Annotated in this window: 24 protein-coding genes and 6 pseudogenes; 15 read left to right on the top strand and 15 right to left on the bottom strand. The window is 69.4% G+C overall.

All coding sequences use genetic code 11. The features are described from left to right. The 3 genes and pseudogenes from ABZ117_RS31275 to ABZ117_RS31265 all read left to right on the top strand — a co-directional run. A pseudogene (locus tag ABZ117_RS31275) lies at positions 1-213 on the top strand (ATP-dependent helicase); the annotation flags it as partial. Positions 214-257: 44 nt separating this feature from the next. Beyond that, positions 258-434, top strand: a pseudogene (locus tag ABZ117_RS31270) (CBS domain-containing protein); the annotation flags it as partial. Between the two features lie 49 nt (positions 435-483). Beyond that, entirely contained in the window at positions 484-792 is a 309-nt protein-coding gene (locus ABZ117_RS31265) for an SCO5918 family protein (RefSeq protein ID WP_356825622.1), read from the top strand. 106 nt (positions 793-898) lie between these two features. Here ABZ117_RS31265 and ABZ117_RS31260 read toward each other — a convergent pair. Further along, a pseudogene (locus ABZ117_RS31260) lies at positions 899-1,116 on the bottom strand (hypothetical protein); the annotation flags it as partial. A gap of 848 nt (positions 1,117-1,964) precedes the next feature. On the opposite strand from ABZ117_RS31260, the gene ABZ117_RS31255 reads away from it, so the two are divergent. Continuing rightward, positions 1,965-2,303, top strand: coding sequence for a MerR family transcriptional regulator (locus ABZ117_RS31255; protein ID WP_356825620.1), 339 nt, complete (start codon positions 1,965-1,967; stop codon positions 2,301-2,303). A gap of 244 nt (positions 2,304-2,547) precedes the next feature. Continuing rightward, on the top strand, positions 2,548-2,751 hold the full coding sequence (locus ABZ117_RS31250) for a cold-shock protein (RefSeq protein ID WP_030224583.1): 204 nt from the start codon (positions 2,548-2,550) through the stop codon (positions 2,749-2,751). 213 nt (positions 2,752-2,964) lie between these two features. Here ABZ117_RS31250 and ABZ117_RS31245 read toward each other — a convergent pair whose 3' ends face one another. After that, positions 2,965-3,525, bottom strand: a complete 561-nt coding sequence (locus ABZ117_RS31245; protein WP_356825618.1) for a hypothetical protein — start codon at positions 3,523-3,525, stop codon at positions 2,965-2,967. A gap of 397 nt (positions 3,526-3,922) precedes the next feature. Here ABZ117_RS31245 and ABZ117_RS31240 point away from each other — a divergent pair, with 397 nt between their 5' ends. After that, complete coding sequence (locus ABZ117_RS31240) at positions 3,923-4,576, top strand: hemolysin III family protein (RefSeq protein WP_356825616.1); 654 nt, start codon at positions 3,923-3,925, stop codon at positions 4,574-4,576. 442 nt (positions 4,577-5,018) lie between these two features. On the opposite strand, the gene ABZ117_RS31235 is transcribed toward ABZ117_RS31240, so the two are convergent. Beyond that, positions 5,019-6,704: a ribonuclease J gene (locus ABZ117_RS31235; protein ID WP_356825614.1), complete on the bottom strand. Its 1,686-nt coding sequence runs from the start codon at positions 6,702-6,704 to the stop codon at positions 5,019-5,021. 499 nt (positions 6,705-7,203) lie between these two features. Continuing rightward, on the bottom strand, positions 7,204-7,392 hold the full coding sequence (locus ABZ117_RS31230; RefSeq protein WP_356825612.1) for a hypothetical protein: 189 nt from the start codon (positions 7,390-7,392) through the stop codon (positions 7,204-7,206). A 529-nt stretch (positions 7,393-7,921) separates the two neighbouring features. On the opposite strand from ABZ117_RS31230, the gene ABZ117_RS31225 reads away from it, so the two are divergent. Together ABZ117_RS31225 and ABZ117_RS31220 are read left to right on the top strand one after the other, a co-directional pair. Beyond that, the gene (locus ABZ117_RS31225; RefSeq protein ID WP_356825610.1) at positions 7,922-9,172 is read left to right on the top strand and encodes a PP2C family protein-serine/threonine phosphatase; all 1,251 of its coding nucleotides are present in this window, start codon (positions 7,922-7,924) and stop codon (positions 9,170-9,172) included. A 316-nt stretch (positions 9,173-9,488) separates the two neighbouring features. Continuing rightward, positions 9,489-9,638 carry a hypothetical protein gene (locus tag ABZ117_RS31220; RefSeq protein ID WP_356825608.1) on the top strand — a complete coding sequence of 50 codons (150 nt, stop codon included), beginning with the start codon at positions 9,489-9,491 and terminating at the stop codon, positions 9,636-9,638. Between the two features lie 242 nt (positions 9,639-9,880). On the opposite strand, the gene ABZ117_RS31215 is transcribed toward ABZ117_RS31220, so the two are convergent. Beyond that, positions 9,881-10,903, bottom strand: coding sequence for a DNA-directed RNA polymerase subunit alpha (locus tag ABZ117_RS31215; RefSeq protein WP_356825606.1), 1,023 nt, complete (start codon positions 10,901-10,903; stop codon positions 9,881-9,883). 262 nt (positions 10,904-11,165) lie between these two features. Between ABZ117_RS31215 and ABZ117_RS31210 the strand changes: the two are divergent. Beyond that, positions 11,166-11,344: pseudogene (locus ABZ117_RS31210) on the top strand (FAD-dependent monooxygenase); the annotation flags it as partial. Positions 11,345-11,423: 79 nt separating this feature from the next. On the opposite strand, the gene ABZ117_RS31205 reads toward ABZ117_RS31210, so the two are convergent. Then, positions 11,424-11,801, bottom strand: a complete 378-nt coding sequence (locus ABZ117_RS31205) for a hypothetical protein (RefSeq protein ID WP_356825604.1) — start codon at positions 11,799-11,801, stop codon at positions 11,424-11,426. Positions 11,802-11,896: 95 nt separating this feature from the next. On the opposite strand from ABZ117_RS31205, the gene ABZ117_RS31200 reads away from it, so the two are divergent. Further along, on the top strand, positions 11,897-12,043 hold the full coding sequence (locus ABZ117_RS31200; protein WP_356825602.1) for a hypothetical protein: 147 nt from the start codon (positions 11,897-11,899) through the stop codon (positions 12,041-12,043). Between the two features lie 80 nt (positions 12,044-12,123). Continuing rightward, positions 12,124-12,279: a hypothetical protein gene (locus tag ABZ117_RS31195; protein ID WP_356825600.1), complete on the top strand. Its 156-nt coding sequence runs from the start codon at positions 12,124-12,126 to the stop codon at positions 12,277-12,279. 296 nt (positions 12,280-12,575) lie between these two features. Here the strand turns inward: ABZ117_RS31195 and ABZ117_RS31190 are convergent, their stop codons facing one another. After that, complete coding sequence (locus tag ABZ117_RS31190) at positions 12,576-13,307, bottom strand: hypothetical protein (RefSeq protein ID WP_356825598.1); 732 nt, start codon at positions 13,305-13,307, stop codon at positions 12,576-12,578. 409 nt (positions 13,308-13,716) lie between these two features. Beyond that, a pseudogene (locus ABZ117_RS31185) lies at positions 13,717-13,874 on the bottom strand (ATP-binding protein); the annotation flags it as partial. A gap of 102 nt (positions 13,875-13,976) precedes the next feature. Between ABZ117_RS31185 and ABZ117_RS31180 the strand changes: the two are divergent. The 4 genes and pseudogenes from ABZ117_RS31180 to ABZ117_RS31165 all read left to right on the top strand — a co-directional run bounded on the left by ABZ117_RS31180 (position 13,977) and on the right by ABZ117_RS31165 (position 15,841). Further along, positions 13,977-14,354, top strand: coding sequence for an STAS domain-containing protein (locus ABZ117_RS31180; RefSeq protein ID WP_356825596.1), 378 nt, complete (start codon positions 13,977-13,979; stop codon positions 14,352-14,354). A 361-nt stretch (positions 14,355-14,715) separates the two neighbouring features. Beyond that, a complete protein-coding gene (locus tag ABZ117_RS31175) occupies positions 14,716-15,270 on the top strand; it encodes a DUF5994 family protein (RefSeq protein ID WP_356825628.1) in 555 nt (184 codons plus the stop codon). A gap of 4 nt (positions 15,271-15,274) precedes the next feature. Then, entirely contained in the window at positions 15,275-15,499 is a 225-nt protein-coding gene (locus ABZ117_RS31170) for a hypothetical protein (protein WP_356825594.1), read from the top strand. A gap of 109 nt (positions 15,500-15,608) precedes the next feature. Continuing rightward, a pseudogene (locus tag ABZ117_RS31165) lies at positions 15,609-15,841 on the top strand (hypothetical protein). Positions 15,842-16,212: 371 nt separating this feature from the next. Here the strand turns inward: ABZ117_RS31165 and ABZ117_RS31160 are convergent. From ABZ117_RS31160 to ABZ117_RS31130, 7 genes are all read right to left on the bottom strand, one after another. Continuing rightward, positions 16,213-16,629, bottom strand: a complete 417-nt coding sequence (locus ABZ117_RS31160) for a cupin domain-containing protein (protein ID WP_356825592.1) — start codon at positions 16,627-16,629, stop codon at positions 16,213-16,215. Between the two features lie 46 nt (positions 16,630-16,675). After that, positions 16,676-16,996, bottom strand: a complete 321-nt coding sequence (locus tag ABZ117_RS31155; RefSeq protein WP_356825590.1) for a carboxymuconolactone decarboxylase family protein — start codon at positions 16,994-16,996, stop codon at positions 16,676-16,678. 46 nt (positions 16,997-17,042) lie between these two features. Continuing rightward, positions 17,043-17,810: a glucose 1-dehydrogenase gene (locus ABZ117_RS31150; RefSeq protein ID WP_356825588.1), complete on the bottom strand. Its 768-nt coding sequence runs from the start codon at positions 17,808-17,810 to the stop codon at positions 17,043-17,045. 50 nt (positions 17,811-17,860) lie between these two features. Further along, complete coding sequence (locus ABZ117_RS31145; protein WP_356825586.1) at positions 17,861-19,123, bottom strand: MFS transporter; 1,263 nt, start codon at positions 19,121-19,123, stop codon at positions 17,861-17,863. 34 nt (positions 19,124-19,157) lie between these two features. After that, complete coding sequence (locus ABZ117_RS31140) at positions 19,158-19,508, bottom strand: cyclophilin-like fold protein (RefSeq protein ID WP_356825584.1); 351 nt, start codon at positions 19,506-19,508, stop codon at positions 19,158-19,160. A gap of 199 nt (positions 19,509-19,707) precedes the next feature. Continuing rightward, on the bottom strand, positions 19,708-20,373 hold the full coding sequence (locus ABZ117_RS31135; protein WP_356825582.1) for an SDR family NAD(P)-dependent oxidoreductase: 666 nt from the start codon (positions 20,371-20,373) through the stop codon (positions 19,708-19,710). Between the two features lie 64 nt (positions 20,374-20,437). Continuing rightward, a complete protein-coding gene (locus tag ABZ117_RS31130) occupies positions 20,438-21,454 on the bottom strand; it encodes a zinc-dependent alcohol dehydrogenase family protein (RefSeq protein WP_356825580.1) in 1,017 nt (338 codons plus the stop codon). Positions 21,455-21,587: the final 133 nt, after the last annotated feature.

Here is a 21,587-nt window from a genome sequence, read left to right as displayed (position 1 = left end):
ATCCTCCCGCAGATCACCCAGGTCCGGCCCGGAGAGGCGGAACTGAACCGCATCACCGGCGCGCAGACCCCCTCCGGCATCCCGGTCGTCATCACGGCGCCGGTGACCGAACGCCCGGCGCGCGGCACCGGCTCCCGCTCCCGGCGTGGACGCCCCTCGCAGTCGGCCCGGCGTGCCCCCGCACGCCGGTCCGTCTTCGACGCGGCAGCCTAGAACCTTCGTGATCAGGAAGCTGATCCGTCTCGCAGGAGGCACGCTCCGACTACACGGACCGTGTCCGCCCGCGCGACATCCTCGGCGGCCTCGGCTCGTTCACCTCACCCGTGACCACGACGGCCGAAGCCGAGCACGCGATGCGCACCCGTCGACTCGGCGCCCTGCCGGTGGTCGACGAGCAAGGCAGCGCGCTGGGCATCCTCGCCCTCGCCCGCTGAAACGCCTCACCGTGCTCGGACCGTTCTCCCCTTCTCTCTGTGAGGCCTCATGCGCTGCGTCATCGCCCGCTTCCCCTTCGAGCTCACCAAGAGTGGCGTGCTGGAATCGATGAAGGGCGTCAAGCCCGAACCGGTCACCGGCGAATCGGTGATCATCGGCCGCCGTCACTATCCCGTCAAGCAAGTCGGCCAGGTCATCACCCGCCAGGACCGCCGCGACTTCAGCGCCGCCGAGGTCTTCCGGGCCATGGCACGGCTCGGCTTCACCTGCCGCACCCTCTCCAAGGCCGCACCCGTGCCCGTCCTCGGCTCGCTCGAGCGGGCTTCCGCGATGCTCGGCACCCCCGTTCCCGCCTGACCGGCAGGACAGGCACGAGACGACACCCGAACAACAGTGTGGGTCCAGCCGGCGCGCGCCGGCCGGACCCACACTGCGTGCGACCGGCCCCCGCCGCGGTGCCCGCTCAATGGTCGGAATCGCTGGAGTCGCCGACGTCCAGGCGCTGACGTCCTCGATCGCCAACCGGTACATCCCGCCCGTCTCCGGGATCCCCACTGGGCCCTCCAGGATCCGGGCGACAGGGAAGCGCAGATGAGTGGGCGGCCCGTCCTTCTCCGCGGGAGTGCCGAAGACTGCGGAGAACTTCCCCAGGCAGGCGGGATCCGTCAACACGTCCGACACCCCGTCCTCCCATTGCGTCGGGGGCCGGTCGACCGGTGAGGCAGCACCCCGGTCACTGTCGGTCGGAGACATCTGATTGCAGGCGCTCACGGTCTCGCCACCGCAGGCCCGGCGGGTGCCGCGGCGGCGCGGGCGGGGCGGTTGACCATAGCGCCGGCCGACTTCTCGCTCCGGCCGGCACCGTCCCCGGCTGTGGGTCACTCAGCGCGCCGGACCGGGCTTCGGAGCTGATCGATCCAGCCATGGACCGGTCGCAGCGGATTACCTCATCCTCGAACGCGCGGAAATCTGTGCTCGCCAAGGTAGACATTGGGTCGTGGTGTGGTTATGGTTTCTCTCGTAGTCGAGATCGAGCGAGGCCCGGCAGAGACGAACTGCCGGACCGTATTACACGCAGTTGCCGTGCGCAGGACGGTGCGGTGGTGGAGTTCCGGAGCCAGAGCGGTTGCAGGACGGTGACGGGACTGACGACCGGACCGGGTGGCCCGCAGTGATCAGGGGCCGCCATGAGCAGTAGTGCAGTAGCAGTTCCGTAAGTGCGGTTCGCAGTACCGGCAGTACGCAGTTCCCGTTAGTGAGTAGCTGGTCAAGAGGGAAGAACGGAGGAGCACCGCGCCATCAGGATCGCCCGGGAGGAAGTCCTGGACCCGGGTACCGCAGGACATCGATAGTGAGGTGGTCTCCGGTCGAGCAACCGCGATCCCCACGCCCCCGACGACGTTCAGGTCGGGTCTGCGGAAACAGAGGACCGGCGCAGTATCAGGGCCGGCCGATGGTGTAGCAGTTCCTTCGGGGCCCTGGTGCCGTACGGCACCAGGGCCCCTCTACGCGCTCCACAGAGAGGTGCAATGACCGCGGACGACTCGTTCGGCCGTCTCGATGACGACGACTACCCCGCCTACACCATGGGCCGGGCCGCCGAGATGCTCGGCACCACCCAGGGCTTCCTCCGTGCCATCGGCGAAGCCCGCCTCATCACCCCGCTCCGCTCCGCAGGCGGCCACCGCCGCTACTCCCGCTACCAGCTGCGCATGGCAGCCCGCGCCCGGGAACTCGTCGACCGGGGCACCCCCATCGAGGCCGCCTGCCGGATCGTCATCCTCGAAGACCAGCTCGAGGAAGCCCAGCGCATCAACGCCGAATATCGCCGCGCCGCCGAGTCAGCGAACCCCACCGCAGCCGCATGAGATGAGCGTGCCCGTCCGCGCCGGCGGGCACCGCACGCGCGGTCTCCGTGTGCAAGGTGATCGTTTCCTATGGTGACGCGGTGTGTGGGCGTGTAACGTCTGCGACAGCTGTCGTGGTTCGGATTTCCCTCTTGCCCGCGCCGTTGGTGTGGGCTTTTTGCTGTGCTGTGCCGCAGGGACCAGGGCGATCACCTCCGCCTGCCACATGGAGTGAGAGGCGTTCATCGACCGGAAGGCATAAGACATGGCAACGGGCACTGTGAAGTGGTTCAACGCGGAGAAGGGCTTCGGTTTCATCGCCCAGGACGGCGGCGGACCGGATGTCTTCGCGCACTACTCCGCGATCAACTCCTCCGGCTTCCGTGAGCTCCAGGAAGGCCAGACCGTGACCTTCGACGTCACCCAGGGCCAGAAGGGCCCGCAGGCCGAGAACATCAACCCGGCCTGACCTCGCAGCCCTGCCGAGGGCGCGCGCACCGCGTCCGGTGACCGCCGCCCGTGCGGGCCCTGCCGCCCACCCGGACGAAGGCGCCTGCTCTCGTGCCGGGCGTGCACAGGATCGGGGGCCGCGCAGCCATTGCTGCGCGGCCCCCGATCTGTTGAGGCGCGGGGCCGGTGCATGCCCCGCGCGGCTGTGCGTGCGGCCGGGGGAGGCAGACGGTCAGGCGCTCGTCCAGGCGTCGACGAAAGCCTGCCGCCCAGCCGGATCGTCCCATCTGCGGTCCGCGTGCAGCACGCGCCAGGCGGTGAGCTCGAGGTCTCGGAGCCACAACTCTCCGATGACCTGTGTCTTGAGGTCGGGCAAATGGTCGGACTCGGCGAGGGCTTGACCGATCACCTCCCCGGCTGCCACGCGCTGGGGCGGGGTCATCTCATCGACGGCCGAGAGGATGTGCCGGGCCAGCGCGGTTCCATCTCCCGCAAGGGAACGCAGCACCAGCGCCTTGATGTTGACGGGCAGCAGGTACGCGGTGCCCGAGGACCTCCACAGGTCCGACCAGAAGCGTTCTCCTGCCTTGGTGGGGGCAGGCAGCGCGGCCAGCAGTCCGAGGAGATGGCAGGTGGCCGCATAGCCATCGGAGTGGGCCGCTGCGACGACTGCGATGCCGGCGACGCCCTCTACATCGAGACGGCCGGCTTCGAGACGCGAAGCCAGATCCGGTTGAAGTTCCAACTGGTGGGCCAGGGCGGCGGATACCTGGCGGCTAACCTCAGGAAGCATCGGCGATCCTTGCGCGTAGGCGAGCGGAGATGCCCGTTCGGAAGCCCTGATCGTTCCCATGACGAGCCGATCTACTCGGCTTCGGCATGCCCAATCGGCGACAGCCTCAACGGGGCTGAAGTTCCCGCAGTGGCGAACCGGCCCCTGCCCGGCGACGTGCCAGGGGGGCGGGGCCGACCTCCCGTCATGTCGTCCAGGTGAGATCTCCTAGCATGATCGCATGGTTGCCAGTGACGCCCGGGAACCCGGGGGAGGACGAGGAGATGTGGCCCGCGACGCCGCTGAAGTCGAACATGGTCACGTCGCGTCGGCGCGTGGAGAGCACCGTGAAGCCGGGCTGCCCGGCGGATCACAGCGCGACCATGCAGGGGAGACGGCTCACTCGGTTGCCTCTCTCGTGGAGCGGGCGGCCCACCTGGCCGAACCGGTCAAGCCGAGGCTGCGTGGCTGGCTCCACGCGGGAATGGTCCCCGCCGCTCTGATCGCAGGCGTCGTGCTCACCTGCCTGGCCCGTACGCCGCAGGCAGTCCTGGCCTGCGCCGTGTACTCGGTCACCGCCTGGCTGCTCTTCGCCACGAGCGCCATCTACCACCGCGGCACCTGGGGACCGCTGGGCGAGGCCCTGCTACGACGTCTCGACCACGCCAACATCTTCCTGATCATCGCCGGCACCTCCACCCCCCTGGCCGTGCTCCTCCTCCCGCCGGAACAGCGGTCCGTGCTGCTGTGGATCGTGTGGGTGGGCGCGTTGGCCGGCATCGCGTTCCGGGTCCTGTGGGTCGGAGCGCCGCGCTGGCTGTACACCCCGTGCTACCTGGCCCTCGGGTGGGCGCCGGTGCGCTACCTGCCCGACTTCCTGCACGCCGGAGGAGTGGCCGTACTCGCCCTGATCGTGGCGGGCGGCCTCCTCTACAGCGCGGGCGCGGTCGTCTACGCCCTCCAGCGACCCGACCCCTCGCCCCGCTGGTTCGGCTTCCACGAGGTGTTTCACGCCCTGACCGTGGCAGCGTTCACCGCGCACTACGCCGCCATCTCCCTCGCCGCCTACTGACCCGCCTTCCCGACGGTCACAGCCGGCCTGCCGACCCGGCACCGGCTGGTGTCCGCCCGCCCTGCGCGACGCGACCGTCGGGACAAGGAGCAGGTCAGGGAAAGCGCCCTCGACCGGCACGGACGGCGCACTGCTCGCGCAAGGACGAGAGGGCGGCGCGTTCGCGCACCACGAGCCGGCCTACCGAAGGGGCGGGGTGGCCGGCAGCACGGCGCCGACACCGTGATCCATGGCGTCGGTGACGGGAGCCGGACCGTGCGCCGGTCGATCACGACGTCGAAGGTGCCCACCCCCGGAGCGGCCGGGGTGGCCGGCCGCCTCCAGCGCTTCGGCCACCGCGGACTGCGCCGCCTCGCACCCCGGGGCCGGACGGCTGCCGACTCCCGTGCCCGACCGGTCGCGGGGCCGCGACCGGTCGGGGACCGTGCTGCCGGGCTGTGGCTCAGGCGTCGATGATGACGGGGATGATGAGGGGCTTGCGGCGGTGGACGCGGAACGCCCAGTTCGCCACGGCGCGGGCGATGAGTTGTTCGAGTTGGCGCGCGTCCCCGACGCCTTCCTCGGCCGCGGTGGCCAGGGTCTTCTCGATGACGGGGATGACCGGCTCGAAGGTGGTGTCGTCGTGGACGAAGCCGCGGGCCAGGAAGTCGGGGGCCTCCGCGAGGGCGCCGGTGTCCGCGTCGACGATCGCCACCACCGTGACGACGCCTTCCTCTGCGAGGGTGAGGCGGTCCTTGAGGGACGCTTCGGTGGCGCCGCCGACTTCCATGCCGTCCACGTAGACGTTGCCGGCGGGGACCTTGCCGGTGATGGACGCGCGCCCGTCGACCAGGTCGACGACGACGCCGTCCTCGGCGATGACGACCCGCTCGGGGGCGACGCCCGTACGGATGGCGAGGTCGCCGTTGGCCCGCAGGTGGCGCCATTCGCCGTGCACGGGCATCACGTTGCGGGGTTTGACGATGTTGTAGCAGTAGACGAGTTCGCCGGCGCTGGCGTGCCCGGAGACGTGCACCTTGGCGTTGCCCTTGTGGACCACGTGAGCACCCCACCGGGTGAGTCCGTTGATCACCCGGTAGATGGCGTTCTCGTTGCCGGGGATGAGAGAGCTGGCGAGCAGGACGGTGTCGCCCTTGCCGATGCGGATCATGTGGTCGCGGTTGGCCATCCGTGACAGCGCGGCCATCGGTTCGCCCTGGGAGCCGGTGCACACCAGAGTGATCTTGTGGTCCGGGAGCTTCTCCAGCTCCTTCGTGCTCACGATCAGACCGGACGGGACCTTCAGATAGCCCAGGTCACGGGCGATGCCCATGTTGCGGACCATCGACCGGCCGACGAAGGCGACCTTGCGGCCGTGCTGGTGAGCGGCGTCCAGGACCTGCTGGATTCGGTGCACATGGCTGGCGAAGCTGGAGACGATGACCCGGCGCGGCGCGGTGCGCATCACCTGCTCGATCGCCGGATTCAGCTCACGCTCGGAAGTGGTGAAGCCGGGCACTTCGGCGTTGGTGGAGTCGGTGAGGAACAGGTCCACGCCCTCCTCACCGAGGCGGGCGAAAGCGCGCAGATCGGTGATGCGGTCGTCGAGAGGGAACTGGTCCATCTTGAAGTCACCGGTGTGCAGCACCATCCCGGCGCCGGTACGGATCGCGACCGCGAGGCTGTCGGGAATGGAGTGGTTGACCGCCACGAACTCGCAGTCGAAGGGCCCGAAGCGGCGCCGGTCACCCTCCCGCACCCGCACCGTGCGCGGCCGGATGCCGTGTTCCTTGAGCTTGGCCTCCAGGAACGCCAGTGTCAGCTTGGAGCCGACGACGGGAATGTCCGACCGCTCGCGCAGCAGGTACGGCACGCCGCCGATGTGGTCCTCGTGGCCGTGGGTGAGTACCACCGCCACGACGTCGTCCAGTCGGTCCCGGATCGAGGTGAAGTCCGGCAGGATCACATCCACGCCGGGCTGGGTCTCCTCGGGGAACAGCACGCCGCAGTCGACGATGAGCAGTTTGCCGGCGTGCTCGAAGACGGTCATGTTGCGGCCGATCTCACCCAGGCCGCCCAGGGCGATGACCCGCAGCCCTCCCTCGGCAAGGGGTGGGGCGGCTTTCAGTTCGGGGTGCGGATGACTCATACCCTGACGTTACCCGGAGACCGGGACGGGATGATCCATCGCCTGTGTGATCTCGGGTGAACCGTTAGCCCGGTGCGCTGGAGAAGACCTTGTGCACCGTATCGTGTTCTCCGGCGTTCGCGCCTCCTGGCGGGCGCTGAGAGCGTCCGGGGAGGCTTCCTCAGGGGCAGACAGCCGGTGGCGTCCACGAAGCGCCCGCCGCCCGTCCCGCCCTGCCGGAAGCCGTTGTGGCGCCCCATGATCGCCGATGGGCACGTTGGTGCCGCGGCACCGGACGCGGGAGATGACCTCCGCCAGAAACGCAGTGGGGCCCGGGCCATCTTCATGGCCCGGGCCCCGTTCTGCGTCGTGACGGTCACCGGCGATCGCTACAGCACGCTGCTCAGGCGTCGCACGGTCCGCCTCGATCGCCGTCGGGCCGCCCGTTGCCGCGGAGGAGAACCGGCAACGCCGGGTACTCAGCCCGCCCGACTGTGCGAGGCCCGCCGTCGGCACGCGTTCAGAAGTCGATACAGACCGGGCCCTGGTTGACGTTGATCAGACCGAACTGGGTGACGAAGTCGTTGCACCGCGCGTCCAGCACGTGCTGGACCGCGTCGTCTCCGGAGTCGTCGCCGGCCGAAGCCACGCCGGATCCGGCCAGCACCGCAGCGGCAGCCAGCGCGGTGGCCACAACAGCCCTACGCATACCCATCATCATCTTTCTCCAGACAGTGGAGGACATGGACAGTCATCACTCCATCAACGTCCGGTGGCAGCCGCACGCCGGGCTGCGCCGTCCGAGATGGCCGCTCGGATGATCGAGCCCGCATGAGAGACCGTTCGCGGTGCGGTGCGCCACACCTCCACAACGTCCTGTGCCACCTCCTCGCGACGGTTCTCCATAAGCGTGACGTGACGGAGCGGGGCGTCCATGTTTGTTCTCCCGCTCGTCCGACTCCGGTTCGGGCAGCGTCCAGCCACGGCCTGCCTTACACCCGGACCGTCGTCTACCCGAGTGACCCCCACGTGCGGCCGGCCGCACGCCGGCCACCGGCCCGTGTGCCTGCCGTGGTCCGCGTCGGCAGCGCCGTCGTCCGGGCTGTGCGAGCCCGATCACGGGGTAGTCGTCCGGGGATGACTGGACGGCAGTACCAGGGGGCGTATCGCCCCGAGGCATGGCGTCCTGAGGCGTGGTGTCCTGGATGTGGGGCGGCGATGACCGGAGGTGCACGTTGATGGAGGGGACCGGTGAGGGCCGGCGGGCGATGCTGGCGGACCTGCTGGCCGCCAGCCACCTGATGCCGGTCGAGTTGCTGCCGGCCAAGGCGTCCCAGTGCGCACGTGCCGCTGGCTTCCGGCAGGTGCTGATCTACCTGGCGGATCTACAGCGCAGCGTCCTGTGCCTGCTCCAGGGAGAAGGCACGGAGCATCAGGGGGCAGAGGCGGTGCTGCCGATCCGGGGCACGGTTGCCGGGCGGGCCTACCAGTACGTCGACATCCAGCCTGCCGCACCGGCCGGTGACGGCGTGTTCCAGTGGTGGGTGCCGCTGCTGGACGGAACGGAACGCATCGGCCTGCTGCACGTGACCTCCGCCCGCGACGACGCCGACGTCCGGGCGGACATGGAGGCACTGGCCAGCCTCCTCGCGTTGATCATCATCAGCAAGCGGGGGACCAGTGATGCGCTGGCCAAGCTCGTACGCGCACAACCGGTGAGTCTCGCTGCGGAGATGCAGTGGAATTTGATGTCTCCGCGCACCTATGCGGACGGGCGGGTGGCGATCTCCGCGTCCATGGAGCCGGCCTACGAAATCAGCGGCGACATCTTCGAGTACGCCGTCGACGGTCCTCTGGTCAACCTGTCGATCTTCGACGCGATGGGCCACGACACCGCCGCCGGTCTGTCCGCGACCCTGGCGCTGGCGGCCTGCCGCAATTCACGCCGTCAGGGTGCCGGCCTGATCGGCCGGGGCGAGGCAATCGAGAGGGCCCTCATCGAGCAGTACGACCGCCAGCGCTACGTCACCGGAATCCTGGCCACCCTTGACACCCGCACCGGCATCCTGCGGTGGGTCAACCGTGGCCACCACCGGCCGATCATCATCCGCGACCACCGCTGGACCACCAATCTCTCCTGTCCGGCGGCCCACCCCATGGGCACCGGCCTAGGTCTGCCCAGCACGGTGTGCGAGGAGCAGTTGCAGCCGGGCGACCGCATCGTCTTCTACACCGACGGCATCACCGAGGCCCGCCGTCCTGGCGGTCGGGAATTCGGCCTGGAGCGCTTCACCGACTTCCTCGTCCGCCACCACGCCGACGGCCTGCCTGTCCCGGAGACTCTGCGCCGTCTCATCCAGGCCGTCCTCGACTACCACGACGGCCACCTCCAGGATGATGCCACTGTCCTGCTGTGCGAGTGGCTCGGCCCGCACCTGGAACCGGTTCATGAAGCAGCTGGTCTGACCGGCCTGTCCGCCGACGGCTGACCCGACGGCAACGGTCAGCGGGCCGTGGACCCGAGTGATCTGTCCGTCAGATTGGGCTGCAAAATCAGGCAACCCGGACACAACCACGCTCCCGGGCAACACGCCCAGGAACAACGATCCAAAGTCCTGCGACGAGTTCTCCTACGCCTCCACCTACAACGGCGACGGCTGCCGGCCCCCGACGGACTCAACCCTGTCTCGTCGGGCGATGAGTGCGCGCAGACATACTCGCAGCGCACCAGACCAACGTGTGGCACTTCTATGACGACATGCGCCTGGCTGCGCCGACCTGGAAGGAGGTCTGCGCACGTCCGCCATGTCGAACTGGATGAAGGCCGGCACGATGTCCCAGTTCCCGAAGAGCGTGGGTGTGCGCTACGGATCGGTCGGCGGCCTTGCTTTCACGATCGGCTACGGCACCTGGTGCGGAACCCTGGGCCGGCACGAGACGCCCTCGATCTCCTGACAGACGGCATCGCGACCCGCTCGGGCCACGCGAGGCCAGAGCCTCACGACCCCCGTCCCGCCACAACTGGTGCCACTGGTGAGCCGATTTCAGGCTCACCAGCACAGCTCGGCTGCCCGCATCCGTATCGTTTCCCGGCGCCCCGCAGAGGTCAGCCCGCCCCCAACCGCATACCTCACACACCACGGAATACAGCCACCATCACAGGCCCTCAGGGACTTCGTGAAGATTCACCACAGCGTTCAGTACTGCTCGGTCTCCACGAAACCGGTGTCCACGTCGTCGTCGGCGCCGAAGGCGTCGGCGGCGGCGGGCGGGTTGAATCCTGGCGGGCTGTCCCTGAGGCCGAGGCCCATGCCGGCGAGCTTTTCCTTGACCTCGTCGATTGACTTCGCACCGAAATTGCGGATGTCGAGGAGGTCGGCCTCGGAGCGGGCGACGAGCTCACCCACGGAGTGGACGCCCTCGCGCTTGAGACAGTTGTACGAACGGACGGTGAGGTCGAGCTCCTCGATCGGCATCACCAGATCGGCGGCGAGTGCGGCGTCCACCGGGGACGGGCCCATGTCGATGCCCTCGGCGTCGATGTTCAGCTCGCGGGCGAGACCGAACAGCTCGACCAGCGTCTTGCCCGCGGAGGCCATGGCGTCACGCGGACGCATCGCCTGCTTGGTCTCGACGTCGACGATCAGCTTGTCGAAGTCGGTGCGCTGCTCGACACGGGTCGCCTCGACCTTGTACGTGACCTTCAGCACCGGCGAGTAGACGGAGTCGACCGGGATACGGCCGATCTCCTGGCCCACCTGCTTGTTCTGCACGGCGGAGACGTAACCACGGCCGCGCTCGACGGTCAGCTCCATCTCCAGCTTGCCCTTGCCGTTGAGCGTGGCGAGGACGAGGTCGGGGTTGTGCACCTCGACACCGGCCGGGGGCGCGATGTCGGCGGCGGTGACCAGACCCGGGCCCTGCTTGCGCAGGTACATCACGACCGGCTCGTCCTGCTCGCTGCTCACGACCAGCTGCTTGATGTTGAGGATCAGGTCGGTGACGTCCTCCTTGACGCCCGGCACGGTGGTGAACTCGTGCAGAACGCCGTCGATGCGGATGCTGGTGACGGCCGCACCGGGGATGGAGGAGAGAAGTGTTCGGCGGAGGGAGTTGCCGAGGGTGTAGCCGAAGCCGGGCTCCAGCGGTTCGATCACGAAACGGGAGCGGAACTCGTCGACGACCTCTTCGGTCAGGGACGGACGCTGAGCGATCAGCACGTGGTGTCGCCTCCAGTGGTTCGGCGCCCGCTATGTGACGCCGTCGACACCACGAAGGGTAACGGGCGATACGGGCTCATCGGCCTCCGAAGAGACCCAACCACCCGACTCCGACCCGGCGAGGAGAGCTCGAGTCTCCCTTCCGCCCGCCGCCCCCGCGGCCGTTCTTGCTTTGCCCGCGTCCGAGTCGGTAGGAGGGCCGTATGCGACGAGCGGTCCCCTACCGGCAGGAGAGAACACGAGGAAGCCGACAGGGAGCGCCATGACACACCACAACGTGCTGATCGCGGGTGCCGGCATCGCTGGTCCGGCCCTGGCCCACTGGCTCGGACGGCACGGGACGCGGGCCACGGTCGTCGAGCGGGCTCCCGCCCCGCGGGAGGGCGGACAAACCGTGGACCTGCGCGGTGCCGGCGGGACGTCGCCCGCAAGATGGGCCTGAAACACATCCTGCGGGCCCACGCCACCCGCGAAGAAGGCATCCGCTTCGTCGGTGCGGTGGACCGCACCGAAGCCGCCTCTACCAGCGGCGCCTTGCAGCGTGCAGCAGCTGGTGGCCCTGCTCGGCGAGGTGCGTGGCGTAGGTGGCGATGGCGGCTTGGGTGCGGCGGCCTCGGGCAGTTGCCGAGGTGATGTCCGGGAGCTGCTCGGGGCCGTCGAAGTTGACGGCCGCGACCATCTCCCGGTGCTTGGCCTTCGGGTTCTCGGCCAGGACCAGCACGCGGGCGTACTGCTTCTTGCTGCCGGAGCGGGTGACGGCGGCGAACCACCGCTTCTGGCCCGGCTCAACACGCGGGATGTAGAAGTCTGCTGCGTCGAGGTCGTACGACCACGGGCGGTACGGCTCGCGGTCCGACCTAGGCAGGGCCGCTTCCTCCTCGAAGTCGGCGGACGACATGGCCGTGAGTGATGCGGTGCGGGGTGGCCGCGGTGCTGTCGTGGGTGGCGCTGGCTGTGGAGCACGCGGAGGCGGTCGGCGCGACAGTCGCAGCGGTGAGCAGGAGTGTGGTGCGGCACATGCTGATGGCTCTGGAGAAGGCCGGCCTGCTCGGCAGGACCGAGGGGCGCTACGGCGCCGGAGGCCCGCTCGTGCCGCACGAGCGCGAGGACGGCTACGCCCTGGCCTACCTGAACGAGTAGGGCGAGTTCTACGAGATGTTCCGCGTCCTGGAGGGCCACGGCATGGCCCCTCCGAGGGGTCTGGACGCCGTCACCGCGCGGTGCGGGCGCACAGCGCGCTGCTGCGGGCCATGGCGCGGGCCGGGACGCTGGAGGGCTTCGACGCGGGCCACACGGTGCGCCTGGCGCAGGCCGACCCGGACGCCGTCCTTGCACTCGCCGCATGGATCGAGGCCCGCGGCCGGAGCACCCGGTGAGCGCCGACGGCCCCGTGGTCGCCACGTGGGTGCAGTTGACTGGCTGCGGCACCCGGTACGAAGAGCTGACGGCCGACGGCCAGGCCCACGTCGACTACGCGCCGCCGCTCGAGGAGTTCTGGTTGGAGGGCGACGACGCCCCTGACCACAACCATCGAAGGTGGAGTGACTGCGGCCCTCACGTTCGGCGCACGCACGAGGTCCTGCGTCGGGACCTGGCCCGCAGCGGCGTGCCGGTCGGGGGGCGAACTCCACCGGACGCGGCCGGTGGAGTCTGGTGTGGACGGGGTGTCGGTTCAGCCCAGTTGTTGGGCGTGCAGGCCAGTGAGGCGTTCGTGGACGGGGTTTTCGTCGGGGTAGAGGACCTGAATGTCGATGGGGAGGGCAGTGCCGGGATCGACGCTGTGTCCGCCACCTTGGGGGGAGCCGAGCTGGACGGCGCCGTCGGTGCCGTTGCGGAGGATCTCGCCCCAGAAGGCGTCGGTGAAGCTCTTGGACAGCGAGGTTCCCTCCGGCAGGTCACCGAAGCCCACAGCCCACTTCATGACGCGGGTGTCCTCGGCGTGCATCGTGAGCCGGTAGGAGTAGATGTGCCCCGGGCCTTCCGCCCAGTGGCCGCGCAGTTCCTGGTCGACGCGCAGGTTCCCGACGAAGCGGGACGCCAGCGCGGACTGGGCCTGGTCGTTCCAGGAGCCGTTCGGACTCCCGGCCATGGGGACTCGCTGCAGGTTGGCGATCGAGGTGCCCCGGTCCACCGGCAGTGAATGCCCCTGCTGGTTGGCGGCCGAGAAGAGGGCGTTGTCCTCGACCGTGTTGTTGACGACGGCACTCACCCCGTCACCGCTGTGGTCGAACCCGTACTCGGAGAAGTCGTTGATGTACGCGCCCATCGGGATGGCCAGGATCTTGTCGCCACGCCCCGGGGTCTGGCCCGCGTTGAAGTTACTGGCCCGGTAGAGACAGAAGTTCCCCTCGGGGCACGCCTCGGCCCCTTGACCGTAGATCAGCTTCGGTTCCTTGTCGCTCACTGGACTCCCTTACCGCTGACGGCTGACGCGACTGCCCGGGGCCGGCCACTGTGGCTGGCTCCGGGTTGCCGCCGGGTTTCTGCGGACCGCAGCTGTCCCGAATGCTGTTGGTGGGCAGAGCCCAGCACATCGCGATGACGGAAACGGCACAGACGCCTGACCGGCACACTATGCGACGCATCGGCCACTCGAAGTAACGACACGTGAGGCCGCGCATCGGCCGTGGGCATCAGTGCAGCCCGGCGAGACTGATGCGGGCCGCACGTCAGGGGAAAGGCTCGGCGATCACAGTTCGCCGGGAACGCTCACCCTTCGCCTTCGAGAGATCAGCGGGACGCGGACAGCGGCATTGCACGAGCCGGGGCGGCCCGCAGCCGGCATCGGCCCCAGGATCTCCTCCCGCAGGGATTCAGGCGTGGCGGCGAGCCGGGCTGGGTGCGTCCTGGAGGGCGATGCGGGCGGTGACGCGCTTGCCGACCGGCTCCAGCTGCGCGCCTCGAAGTCCTGCGCGACGGCCATGACGATCTCCAGGCCGGGCTGCCCGACCCGGCCGGCGTCCGCGGCCCGCGAATCGCGGGATGCGTGTTGGCTCCCGTCACGCACTCGCGTCAGCTGTACCACGCAGAGCACCGCTGCGTCCGAGGGTCTGGGTGTGCCAGGATCACCGACATGGCTGAGCGAGAGATGACAGACAGCGAACACGCTGCGCAATACGGGCAGCTGTCGGTCGTCTCCACCTCCACCGACGGCATCCGCGTGGTGACCTTGGCAGGAGAGATCGACCACCACACCGGCGACGCACTCCGTCAGGCCCTTGACGCCACCGACGTACCCCGGTCCCGCATCGTCGTCGACCTGGGCCAGGTCACGTTCATGGACTCCAGCGGCATCAACATCCTGATCGCCGCCTACCGCGCCCTCGGCGAGGCCGGCGGCTGGCTGCGCCTGGCCGCACCCACCGAATCCGTGATGCGCACCCTGCAGATCGTCGGCGTCGAGGCCGTCATCGACTGCCGCGAAACCCTTCACGAAGCCCTCAGCGACTGACATTTCCGGGACCGTTACGACGACCCAGCCGTGGTCGGGGCGCATGGTCGGGTTATGCGGTGGTGTGGTCCGGGTCGGGCAGGTGCGGTGGGAAGTGCCGCTCCAGGATCTCCGCCCAGCGGTGCAGGCCGACGAAGCCGGTGGTGTCGGCCTGCGCCTGGACCAACGCACTGCGTTCGCTGGTGGTTCCCGGCTCGCTGCCTCTCGGAAGAGCGCCCCCTCACGTTTACGTTCCGGGGCCTCGCAGCGGCGTAGAGTGAAAGGAGCGGGAGTACTTCGTACATCGGCCGCCATGTCGGTGTCGTTCCCGGTGAGCAACAACACCGGCCTCCAAGAGGAGGGCCGGGGACAGGTCCGCGTCATGACCGCGACCATCGAACCTACGATCATCAAAGAGCGCTTGCCTTCGGCGTCGGCCCGGTTGTCCCTGACCCCGACCGGCTCGGTTCCAGGTCTCCTGGACGGTGCCTGGTGGCCCCGCTCCCGTGATCTCCTCCAAGAGATCCCCACTCTGACAGAGGTACTGGACGCGTGCTGGGGCCGGATCACCCACGTCACCGTGAACCCGACCCACTGGCCCGTCATCCCGCGCAAGGTCCCCGTCAAGGGGCACATGGTGCGTGTCGGCTGGTTCGCCGCCGAGCAGGACCCGAACAAAGTCATCCTGCACTCCTACACGCTGGGCCGCCTGGACCTGCTGGTGATCCCTCCGGAGACGGACCCGGCCGCCGCCGCGCGGCTGATGGCAGCAGCAACCGTTCCGAGAGGTGTCCGCACCGCCAGCGCTCTGATGGCCGACGAGGCCGTCAGCCATGACGCGACGGATACTCGAAGCCGGGAAGAGGAATGGGAGACCGACGGCGGAGCCGCTTCGACGGCCGGAGCCACGATCTTCAGTTCCGCACCGGGGAGGTGAGGACGTGGAGACAGCCGTCACCGTCGCCGTGATCATCTTGTCGATCATCGCGGGCATGTTCCTGATCCACCGGCTCAACATGCAGCATGACGAAAGGATCGGGGCGTTCCGCTACAGCGATGCCCTGCCGGGAATCCGTCGGCGGACCCGTAAGAGCCCACGTGCCACCGTGCCGAACGGCCCTCCGGCCGACACCACACGCCGTGAGCACCGAGAGGGGAGCCGCTGATGCCGCAGACCTGCTTCCAGCCGGGGGTGGGTGTGAGGCGGCGGCCGTCACAGCCATCGGCACGGCGCCCCTGATGCGCGTCTTCCTGACGAAGCAAGGGGTCACCCTGATGTCACCGGAACTGCCGTCAGCCGGGCACGCGGAGGTCCGTATCGTCGCCGCGGACCCGGGGCGGCTCGCCATGTCGCGGAGGTCCTCCGCAGTGGTTTCGCCGCCACCGAGGCGCGCAGCTACCCCGCGGGTGCCGACGGCGGAACACGCCTTCACCTCACCGTGGACACCAGGCGCATGGCGGAGCCGGTGCGGCGGTCGGCCGCTTGGCGGCCATGTCCTTCCATATGACCGTAAGGGCATCCTGCGTATACCCTGGTGAGTGGGCCGGTGCACTCTCACGTGCAACGACCCGGAAGGGCGGCCCCGGTGTGTATACGCCGGGGTCGTTGTGTCACCGGCACGGGGATGAGGTGTGATCCACTCGGCCGATCTCCGCGAGTGAGGCAACTGCGATGTCGTTGGCGGCGGGTGGAACGGCCCCTTCTCGCGCTCACCCCGCACGACTAGGTTCACCGCCACAAAGGCCGGAATGACTGGGTTCGCTGCCGAACGCCTCGATTGGATGACACGGGACAGCAGTTGACCTCTGACAGCGAAGTCGGTCCGGCCGGAGTCGCTGGGCGCACCCGTGGCCTCGTGGCGTGAGGTGCGGGTGCGGGTCAGCTCCCGTTCTTGCTGTTGAGGGCGTGGGTGTACTGCTCGTCGGTGACGGGTTCGAGCCAGGTGGTTCCGTCTCCGTCGGTGTCGCCGACGACCATGGCGATGTGGGCCATGAACGTGGTGTCGGTGGCGCCGTGCCAGTGCTCCTCGCCGGGCGGGCACTTGACGGTCTGTCCGGCGCTCACGCGTGCGACGTTTCCGTCTCGCGTGCCGACCAGTCCGATGCCGTCGGTGATGTAGAGGGTCTGGCCGTTGGCGTGGGAGTGCCAGCTCGTGCGGGCGCCGGGGGTGAAGCGGACCAGGGCGGAGGCGAAGCGGGCGGGGTCGGTGGGGGTCTCGATGGGGTTGAGGTAGACGTCGCCGGTGAAGCGCTCGTCCGGGGCTTTGGCGGTGGGGGTGGAGGTGATGTGTTCCATGGTTGTCTTCCGTTCCCGTCGCAGGGTGGGTGGTGGCGCGCTGGTGTCAGAGGGCGCGTTCGTCGGTGATCTTCTTGAGTTGGGTGATGGCGGTCATGGCGTTGGGCCAGCCGGCGTAGAAGGCCAGGTGGGTGAGGGCCTCGGAGAGTTCCTCGATGCTGAGGCCGTTCTCCAGGGCCACGCCAAGGTGGTAGGGAAGTTGTTCGCTGCGGTAGAGGGCGGCCAGGACGCTGACGGTCACCAGGCTGCGGTCGCGTGGGGACAGGCCGGGGCGTTCCCAGATGTCACCGAAGAGGACGTCGTTGGTGACGTCCACGAGTTTGGGGGCGAGGGCGCGCAGTTCCTCGGGGGCTGACTGCTTCGGCATGGAGGTCACTCCTCGGAAGGGGGCGTATGGGTGGGTGTCGCGGTGGTTACTGGGCGACGTAGCCGCCGTCGACGGGCAGAGCGACGCCGATGACGAAGCCGGCGCCGGGACTGCACAGCCACAGGACGGCCTGGGCCATTTCCTCTGCGGTGCCGAGGCGACCGATGGGCTGGTTCGCTTCGGCTTCGGTGCGGTCGAGTTCTCCCTTGGCGATCATGTCGCTGACCATGGGGGTGTCGATGGTGCCGGGGCAGATCGCGTTGATGCGGATGCCGCGCGGCGCGTATTCGAGGGCCGCGCTGCCGGTCAGCCCGATAACGCCGTGCTTGGAGGCGTGGTAGGAGGCGCGGCCGGGGATGCCGACCAGGCCGCCCAGGGAGGAGCAGTTGACGATCGCTCCGCTGCCTTGGGTGCGCATGTGCCGCAGTTCGTGCTTCATGGATGCCCAGATGCCGCGCAGGTTGATGGCGTTGACCTTGTCGAAAATCTCCGCCGATTCGTCGGCTGCGTCGGCGGGCGGGATCTGGATGCCCGCGTTGTTGTAGGCCATGTCGAGTCGGCCGAAGGTTTCCACCGTGCGGTCGATCGCGGCGGCTACCTGATCCTCGTTGGTGACGTCGCAGACCAGGCCGAGTGCCTTGCCGCCGGTGTCGGTGATTTCCTTCGCTGCCTGGTTCACGGCCGTCTCGTCGATGTCGGCGAGCGCGACGGCGGCGCCGGAGGCGGCGAAGGCCCGTGCGGTGGCCAGGCCCATGCCGGAGCCGGCCCCCGTGACGAAGGCGACTTGGCCGGTGAAGTCGTAGGTGGGATTCATGCAGTTGCCTCCTGGCGGGTGCGAGAGCGTTTCGGGACAGGCAGCCGGAGTCAGCTCGGCGACGAGGCCGCTTCGGCAGTCTCGGGCGGTTTCGTGGTCGGGTCTTCAGCGGCGCCTTGGGCGACGATCCGGGTCGTCCCACGCCTGGCGGTGACGGCCAGGGCGATCAGCGGCAGCAGGGTCAGGCCCGCGAAGACGGCACCGACCAGCGCGGGCCCGATCACCCCGAGAGAGGACGCGAGGGCCTGCCCGGCCAGCGCGGAGCCGGCTGCGATGCCGGTGTTGTACGCGGACGTGGTCAGCGCCGAGGTGAGCGTGGGGGCGTCGCCTGCGGAACGGACGGCGAGGGCAGTGACGACCGGGTTGATCGTGAACCCGGCCAGCGCCATGAGGAAGAGCAGGGCGATGGTGGCGACGGGGGTGGTGGACAGCGGGATCAGCGCGAGCAGGATCAGCGCGGTGGCCGCGGCGGCCGGGATCGTCGTGGCCATCGGGCGGCGGTCGCCGAACCGGCCGCCGATCGCGGTGCCGCCCAGCGCTCCGGCGCCGAAAGCGATCAGCACCAGGGGCACGGCACCGTCCGGGATGCCGGCGCGGTCGGTCAGCAGCGGGGTGATGTAGGTGTAGACGGCCAGAACCCCGCCCATGATCAGCACGGCCGAGGCCAGTGCCAGCCACAGCCGGCCCTGGCGCAGTGCCCGGATCTCGTCCCGCACGGACACCTGGGCGTGTTGCTCCGTTCGGGGGATGAAGCGGCCGATCACGGCGGCGGCGAGGGCTGCGAGCACGGCCAGGGCCCAGAACAGTCCCCGCCAGCCGGTGACGTGTCCGGCCAGGGTGCCGATGGGGACACCCACGACGTTGGCCAGGGTGAGGCCGCCCATCATCACGCTGACGGCTCGGGTGGCGTTTTTGGGCCCGGCGGCGGTGGTGGCGATGACGAAGCCGACGGCCCAGAATGCGCCGGTGGCCAGGGCTGTGACGAACCGGGCGGCCAGGACGACGGTGAAGGAGCTGGTCAGGGCGGCCACGACGTGCCCGGCGGCGAAGACCACGAGGGCGAGGACGAGGGTGAGTCGCTGAGGCAGGCGCAGGGTGGCCAGCGCCATGGTCGGACCGCCGACGATCATCCCGACGGCGAAGGCCGTCACCAGCAGTCCGGCGTGGGAGACGCCGGCGCCGAGGTCGGGGGCGATGTCCGGGAGGATGCCGGCGATGACGAACTCGGTGGTGCCCATCAGGAAGGTGCCGGCAGCGAGCACCCACACGACGAAGGGCAGCTTGCCCGGCGCGGGAGCGGCGGGAGCGGACATACGAGGAACTTCTCCTTGGGAAGGGGGACGGGGGTCAGGAGGCACGCTGGATACCGACGCGATCGGCGTCGGCCAGGCGCGTGATGTCGTCCCGGTCGGTGAGGTGGCCGAGGATGACCAAGCCCGGTGAGGGGTGGCCATCGCGGTAGAAAAGGGCCAGGTTTCCCCACGGCGCGTAGAAGGCCAGGTCACCGGCCTTGGGCTCGGACGACGCCGGGGCGCCGTCGGTGCTCAGCTTGCGTGGCAGGTCGGCGACGCGTTCGGTGTCCTGGAAGTCGTCGAGGGCGAGGGTGAGGGGCAGCAGCGCGGCGAAGTCCCGTGCGGTGGCGCTGTCGTTCAAGGAGGCGTCCACGCTGTGGCCGTCGATCGTGAGGCGGATGCGCATGGCGCTGTTCTCCTCGGAGGGTTCTCTCGTCGGCTGGCCGGTCGCGGATCGGCCCGCCGAGCCTTGGGACGGCGACGCCGTGCGCGCGGTGCCGGCGTGGTGGTGCTGCACGCCGGCACCGCCGGCAGCAGCGCCGCGGCCGGGACCGCGTGAGCGAAGGTGCGCAGGGCGGAGCGGGGCATGGCAGAAGGTCTCCGGCTCAGGTGGGCATCGGTTCGGCGTAGTGCCGGAAACCGTCCCGATCGGTGTGCGGCGCATACAGCCGCTCGGCCGGCACGTTCGGGCTGGAGCGCTCGGACTCCGGGCTGATGGCTCCGGGCACGATGAGCTGGGCGGCGTGGATGTTCTCGCCCGCGAGCGCGTCGTGCAGCATCGCCGCGTACGCGCTCTCACCGGCGAACGCGATCGAGGTCCCCGCACGGTCCGGGCGCGGGCGGACCGCGCTGCCGCCGTTGACGAACAGCAGCGTGCCGCGCCCCATCGCCCGCATCCCGGGAAGGATTGCGTTCACGCAGGTCAGCGGGCCCTTGATGGAGAAGCCGAGCGGATCGTCGAGGTCGGCCGGGCTGGTGTCCAGGACCGGCTTCATGAAATCGGCGCGGGGCACCGGGCTGAACTGCAGGATCTCCACCGGCCCCAGCTCCTCACCGGCCCGCCGTAAGGCGGTGGTGAGGGAATCGGGACCAAGGACGTCGGCGGTGTAGCCGCGGGCCTGGATTCCGTCTCGGCCCAGTTCAGCCACGAGGGAGTCGAGGTGTTCGGCGTTGCGCGCCAGGAGGGCGACGGTGTGGCCGGCGGCGCCGAAGCGGCGGACGCAGGCCAGGCCGAGGCCGGGACCGGCGCCGACGAGCGCGAACGTCGTCATGAAGGGTTCCTCCGAAGGATCGATCAGGACACAGTCAGGGGTCCGTCCTCGCTGCCTCGGCTGGTCAGGGCTTGAGGAGCGTCTTGATGGCGCGGCGCTCGTCCATGGCCTTGTAGCCCTCGGCGACCTGGTCGAGGGGCAGGGTGAGGTCGAAGACCTTGCCCGGGTCGATACGACCCGACTGGACGAGGCCGATGAGGTCGGGCAGGTAACGGCGGACCGGGGCGGGGCCGCCGCGCAGGCCGACGTGGGAGAAGAACAGCTCCTGGCCGTCGACGGCGACATCGTGAGGGACGCCGACGAAGCCGACGTTGCCGCCCGGGCGTGCGGAGTGCAGGGCCTGTCGCATGGCCTCACCCGTGCCGACGCACTCCAGCACACTGTCCGCGCCGATGCCGCCGGTCAGCTCCTTGATCCGCGCCACGCCCTCCTCGCCGCGTTCGGCGACGATGTCGGTGGCGCCGAACTCGCGGGCCAGCTTCTGCCGGCTCTCGTGGCGGGACATGGCGATGATCCGCTCCGCGCCCATCTCCTTGGCGGCGATCACCGCGCACGGGCCGACCGCGCCATCTCCGACCAACACGGCGGTCGAGCCGGGCTTCACCTCGGCCGCATCCGCGGCCCACCAACCGGTTCCCATGACGTCGGAGACGGCCAGCAGGCTGGGCCACAGCTCCTTGCCCGGAACTCGGTCGGTGGCGACCAGGGTGCCCTGGGCGTTGGGGATGCGCACGTAGTCGGCCTGGCAGGTGGACATGAATTCGCGGTGCAGGCAGTTGGACTGGAAGCCGTTCCTGCAGTTCGCGCACGTGTTGTCAGAGGTGGCGAACGAGCCGATCACGAACTGCCCCGGCTTGACCGCGGTGACCTCGCTGCCGACCTCCTCGACGAAGCCGACGTACTCGTGGCCCATCGGGTGCGGCTCGTCCGTCGGCTCGGCGCCGCGGTAGGGCCACAGGTCCGAGCCGCACACACAGGTCACCGCCGTGCGGATGATCGCGTCGGTCGGATCGAGGATCTTCGGGTCTTCCAGCGTCTCGAAGCGGATGTCGCCGGGTGCGTAGATCATTGCGCCGCGCATGAGAGGGGTTCCTTCGCGTGCCGAGGCGACATACCGGGGGTGAGCGGCCGTCGCCGAGTGCAGAGCCAGGTGGCGTCGCGTCCGGTCGGCTCACGGCCGGGCGAAAAGCACCACGTCATCCAGGTAACCCGGT

This window comes from Streptomyces sp. NPDC006309, from assembly GCF_040613095.1.
Classification (GTDB): domain Bacteria; phylum Actinomycetota; class Actinomycetes; order Streptomycetales; family Streptomycetaceae; genus Streptomyces.
This window is presented reverse-complemented; position numbering and strand designations above follow the sequence as displayed.

Bases quoted from the DNA above. Each gene is read 5' to 3' on its own strand.
- ABZ117_RS31265 (WP_356825622.1), top strand. From the start codon at position 484: ATGCGCTGCGTCATCGCCCGCTTCCCCTTCGAGCTCACCAAGAGTGGC.
- ABZ117_RS31255 (WP_356825620.1), top strand. From the start codon at position 1,965: ATGACCGCGGACGACTCGTTCGGCCGTCTCGATGACGACGACTACCCC.
- ABZ117_RS31250 (WP_030224583.1), top strand. From the start codon at position 2,548: ATGGCAACGGGCACTGTGAAGTGGTTCAACGCGGAGAAGGGCTTCGGT.
- ABZ117_RS31245 (WP_356825618.1), bottom strand. From the start codon at position 3,525: ATGCTTCCTGAGGTTAGCCGCCAGGTATCCGCCGCCCTGGCCCACCAG.
- ABZ117_RS31235 (WP_356825614.1), bottom strand. From the start codon at position 6,704: ATGAGTCATCCGCACCCCGAACTGAAAGCCGCCCCACCCCTTGCCGAG.
- ABZ117_RS31230 (WP_356825612.1), bottom strand. From the start codon at position 7,392: ATGCGTAGGGCTGTTGTGGCCACCGCGCTGGCTGCCGCTGCGGTGCTG.
- ABZ117_RS31225 (WP_356825610.1), top strand. From the start codon at position 7,922: ATGGAGGGGACCGGTGAGGGCCGGCGGGCGATGCTGGCGGACCTGCTG.
- ABZ117_RS31220 (WP_356825608.1), top strand. From the start codon at position 9,489: ATGTCGAACTGGATGAAGGCCGGCACGATGTCCCAGTTCCCGAAGAGC.
- ABZ117_RS31205 (WP_356825604.1), bottom strand. From the start codon at position 11,801: ATGTCGTCCGCCGACTTCGAGGAGGAAGCGGCCCTGCCTAGGTCGGAC.
- ABZ117_RS31180 (WP_356825596.1), top strand. From the start codon at position 13,977: ATGGCTGAGCGAGAGATGACAGACAGCGAACACGCTGCGCAATACGGG.
- ABZ117_RS31175 (WP_356825628.1), top strand. From the start codon at position 14,716: ATGACCGCGACCATCGAACCTACGATCATCAAAGAGCGCTTGCCTTCG.
- ABZ117_RS31160 (WP_356825592.1), bottom strand. From the start codon at position 16,629: ATGGAACACATCACCTCCACCCCCACCGCCAAAGCCCCGGACGAGCGC.
- ABZ117_RS31155 (WP_356825590.1), bottom strand. From the start codon at position 16,996: ATGCCGAAGCAGTCAGCCCCCGAGGAACTGCGCGCCCTCGCCCCCAAA.
- ABZ117_RS31150 (WP_356825588.1), bottom strand. From the start codon at position 17,810: ATGAATCCCACCTACGACTTCACCGGCCAAGTCGCCTTCGTCACGGGG.
- ABZ117_RS31145 (WP_356825586.1), bottom strand. From the start codon at position 19,123: ATGTCCGCTCCCGCCGCTCCCGCGCCGGGCAAGCTGCCCTTCGTCGTG.
- ABZ117_RS31140 (WP_356825584.1), bottom strand. From the start codon at position 19,508: ATGCGCATCCGCCTCACGATCGACGGCCACAGCGTGGACGCCTCCTTG.
- ABZ117_RS31135 (WP_356825582.1), bottom strand. From the start codon at position 20,373: ATGACGACGTTCGCGCTCGTCGGCGCCGGTCCCGGCCTCGGCCTGGCC.
- ABZ117_RS31130 (WP_356825580.1), bottom strand. From the start codon at position 21,454: ATGCGCGGCGCAATGATCTACGCACCCGGCGACATCCGCTTCGAGACG.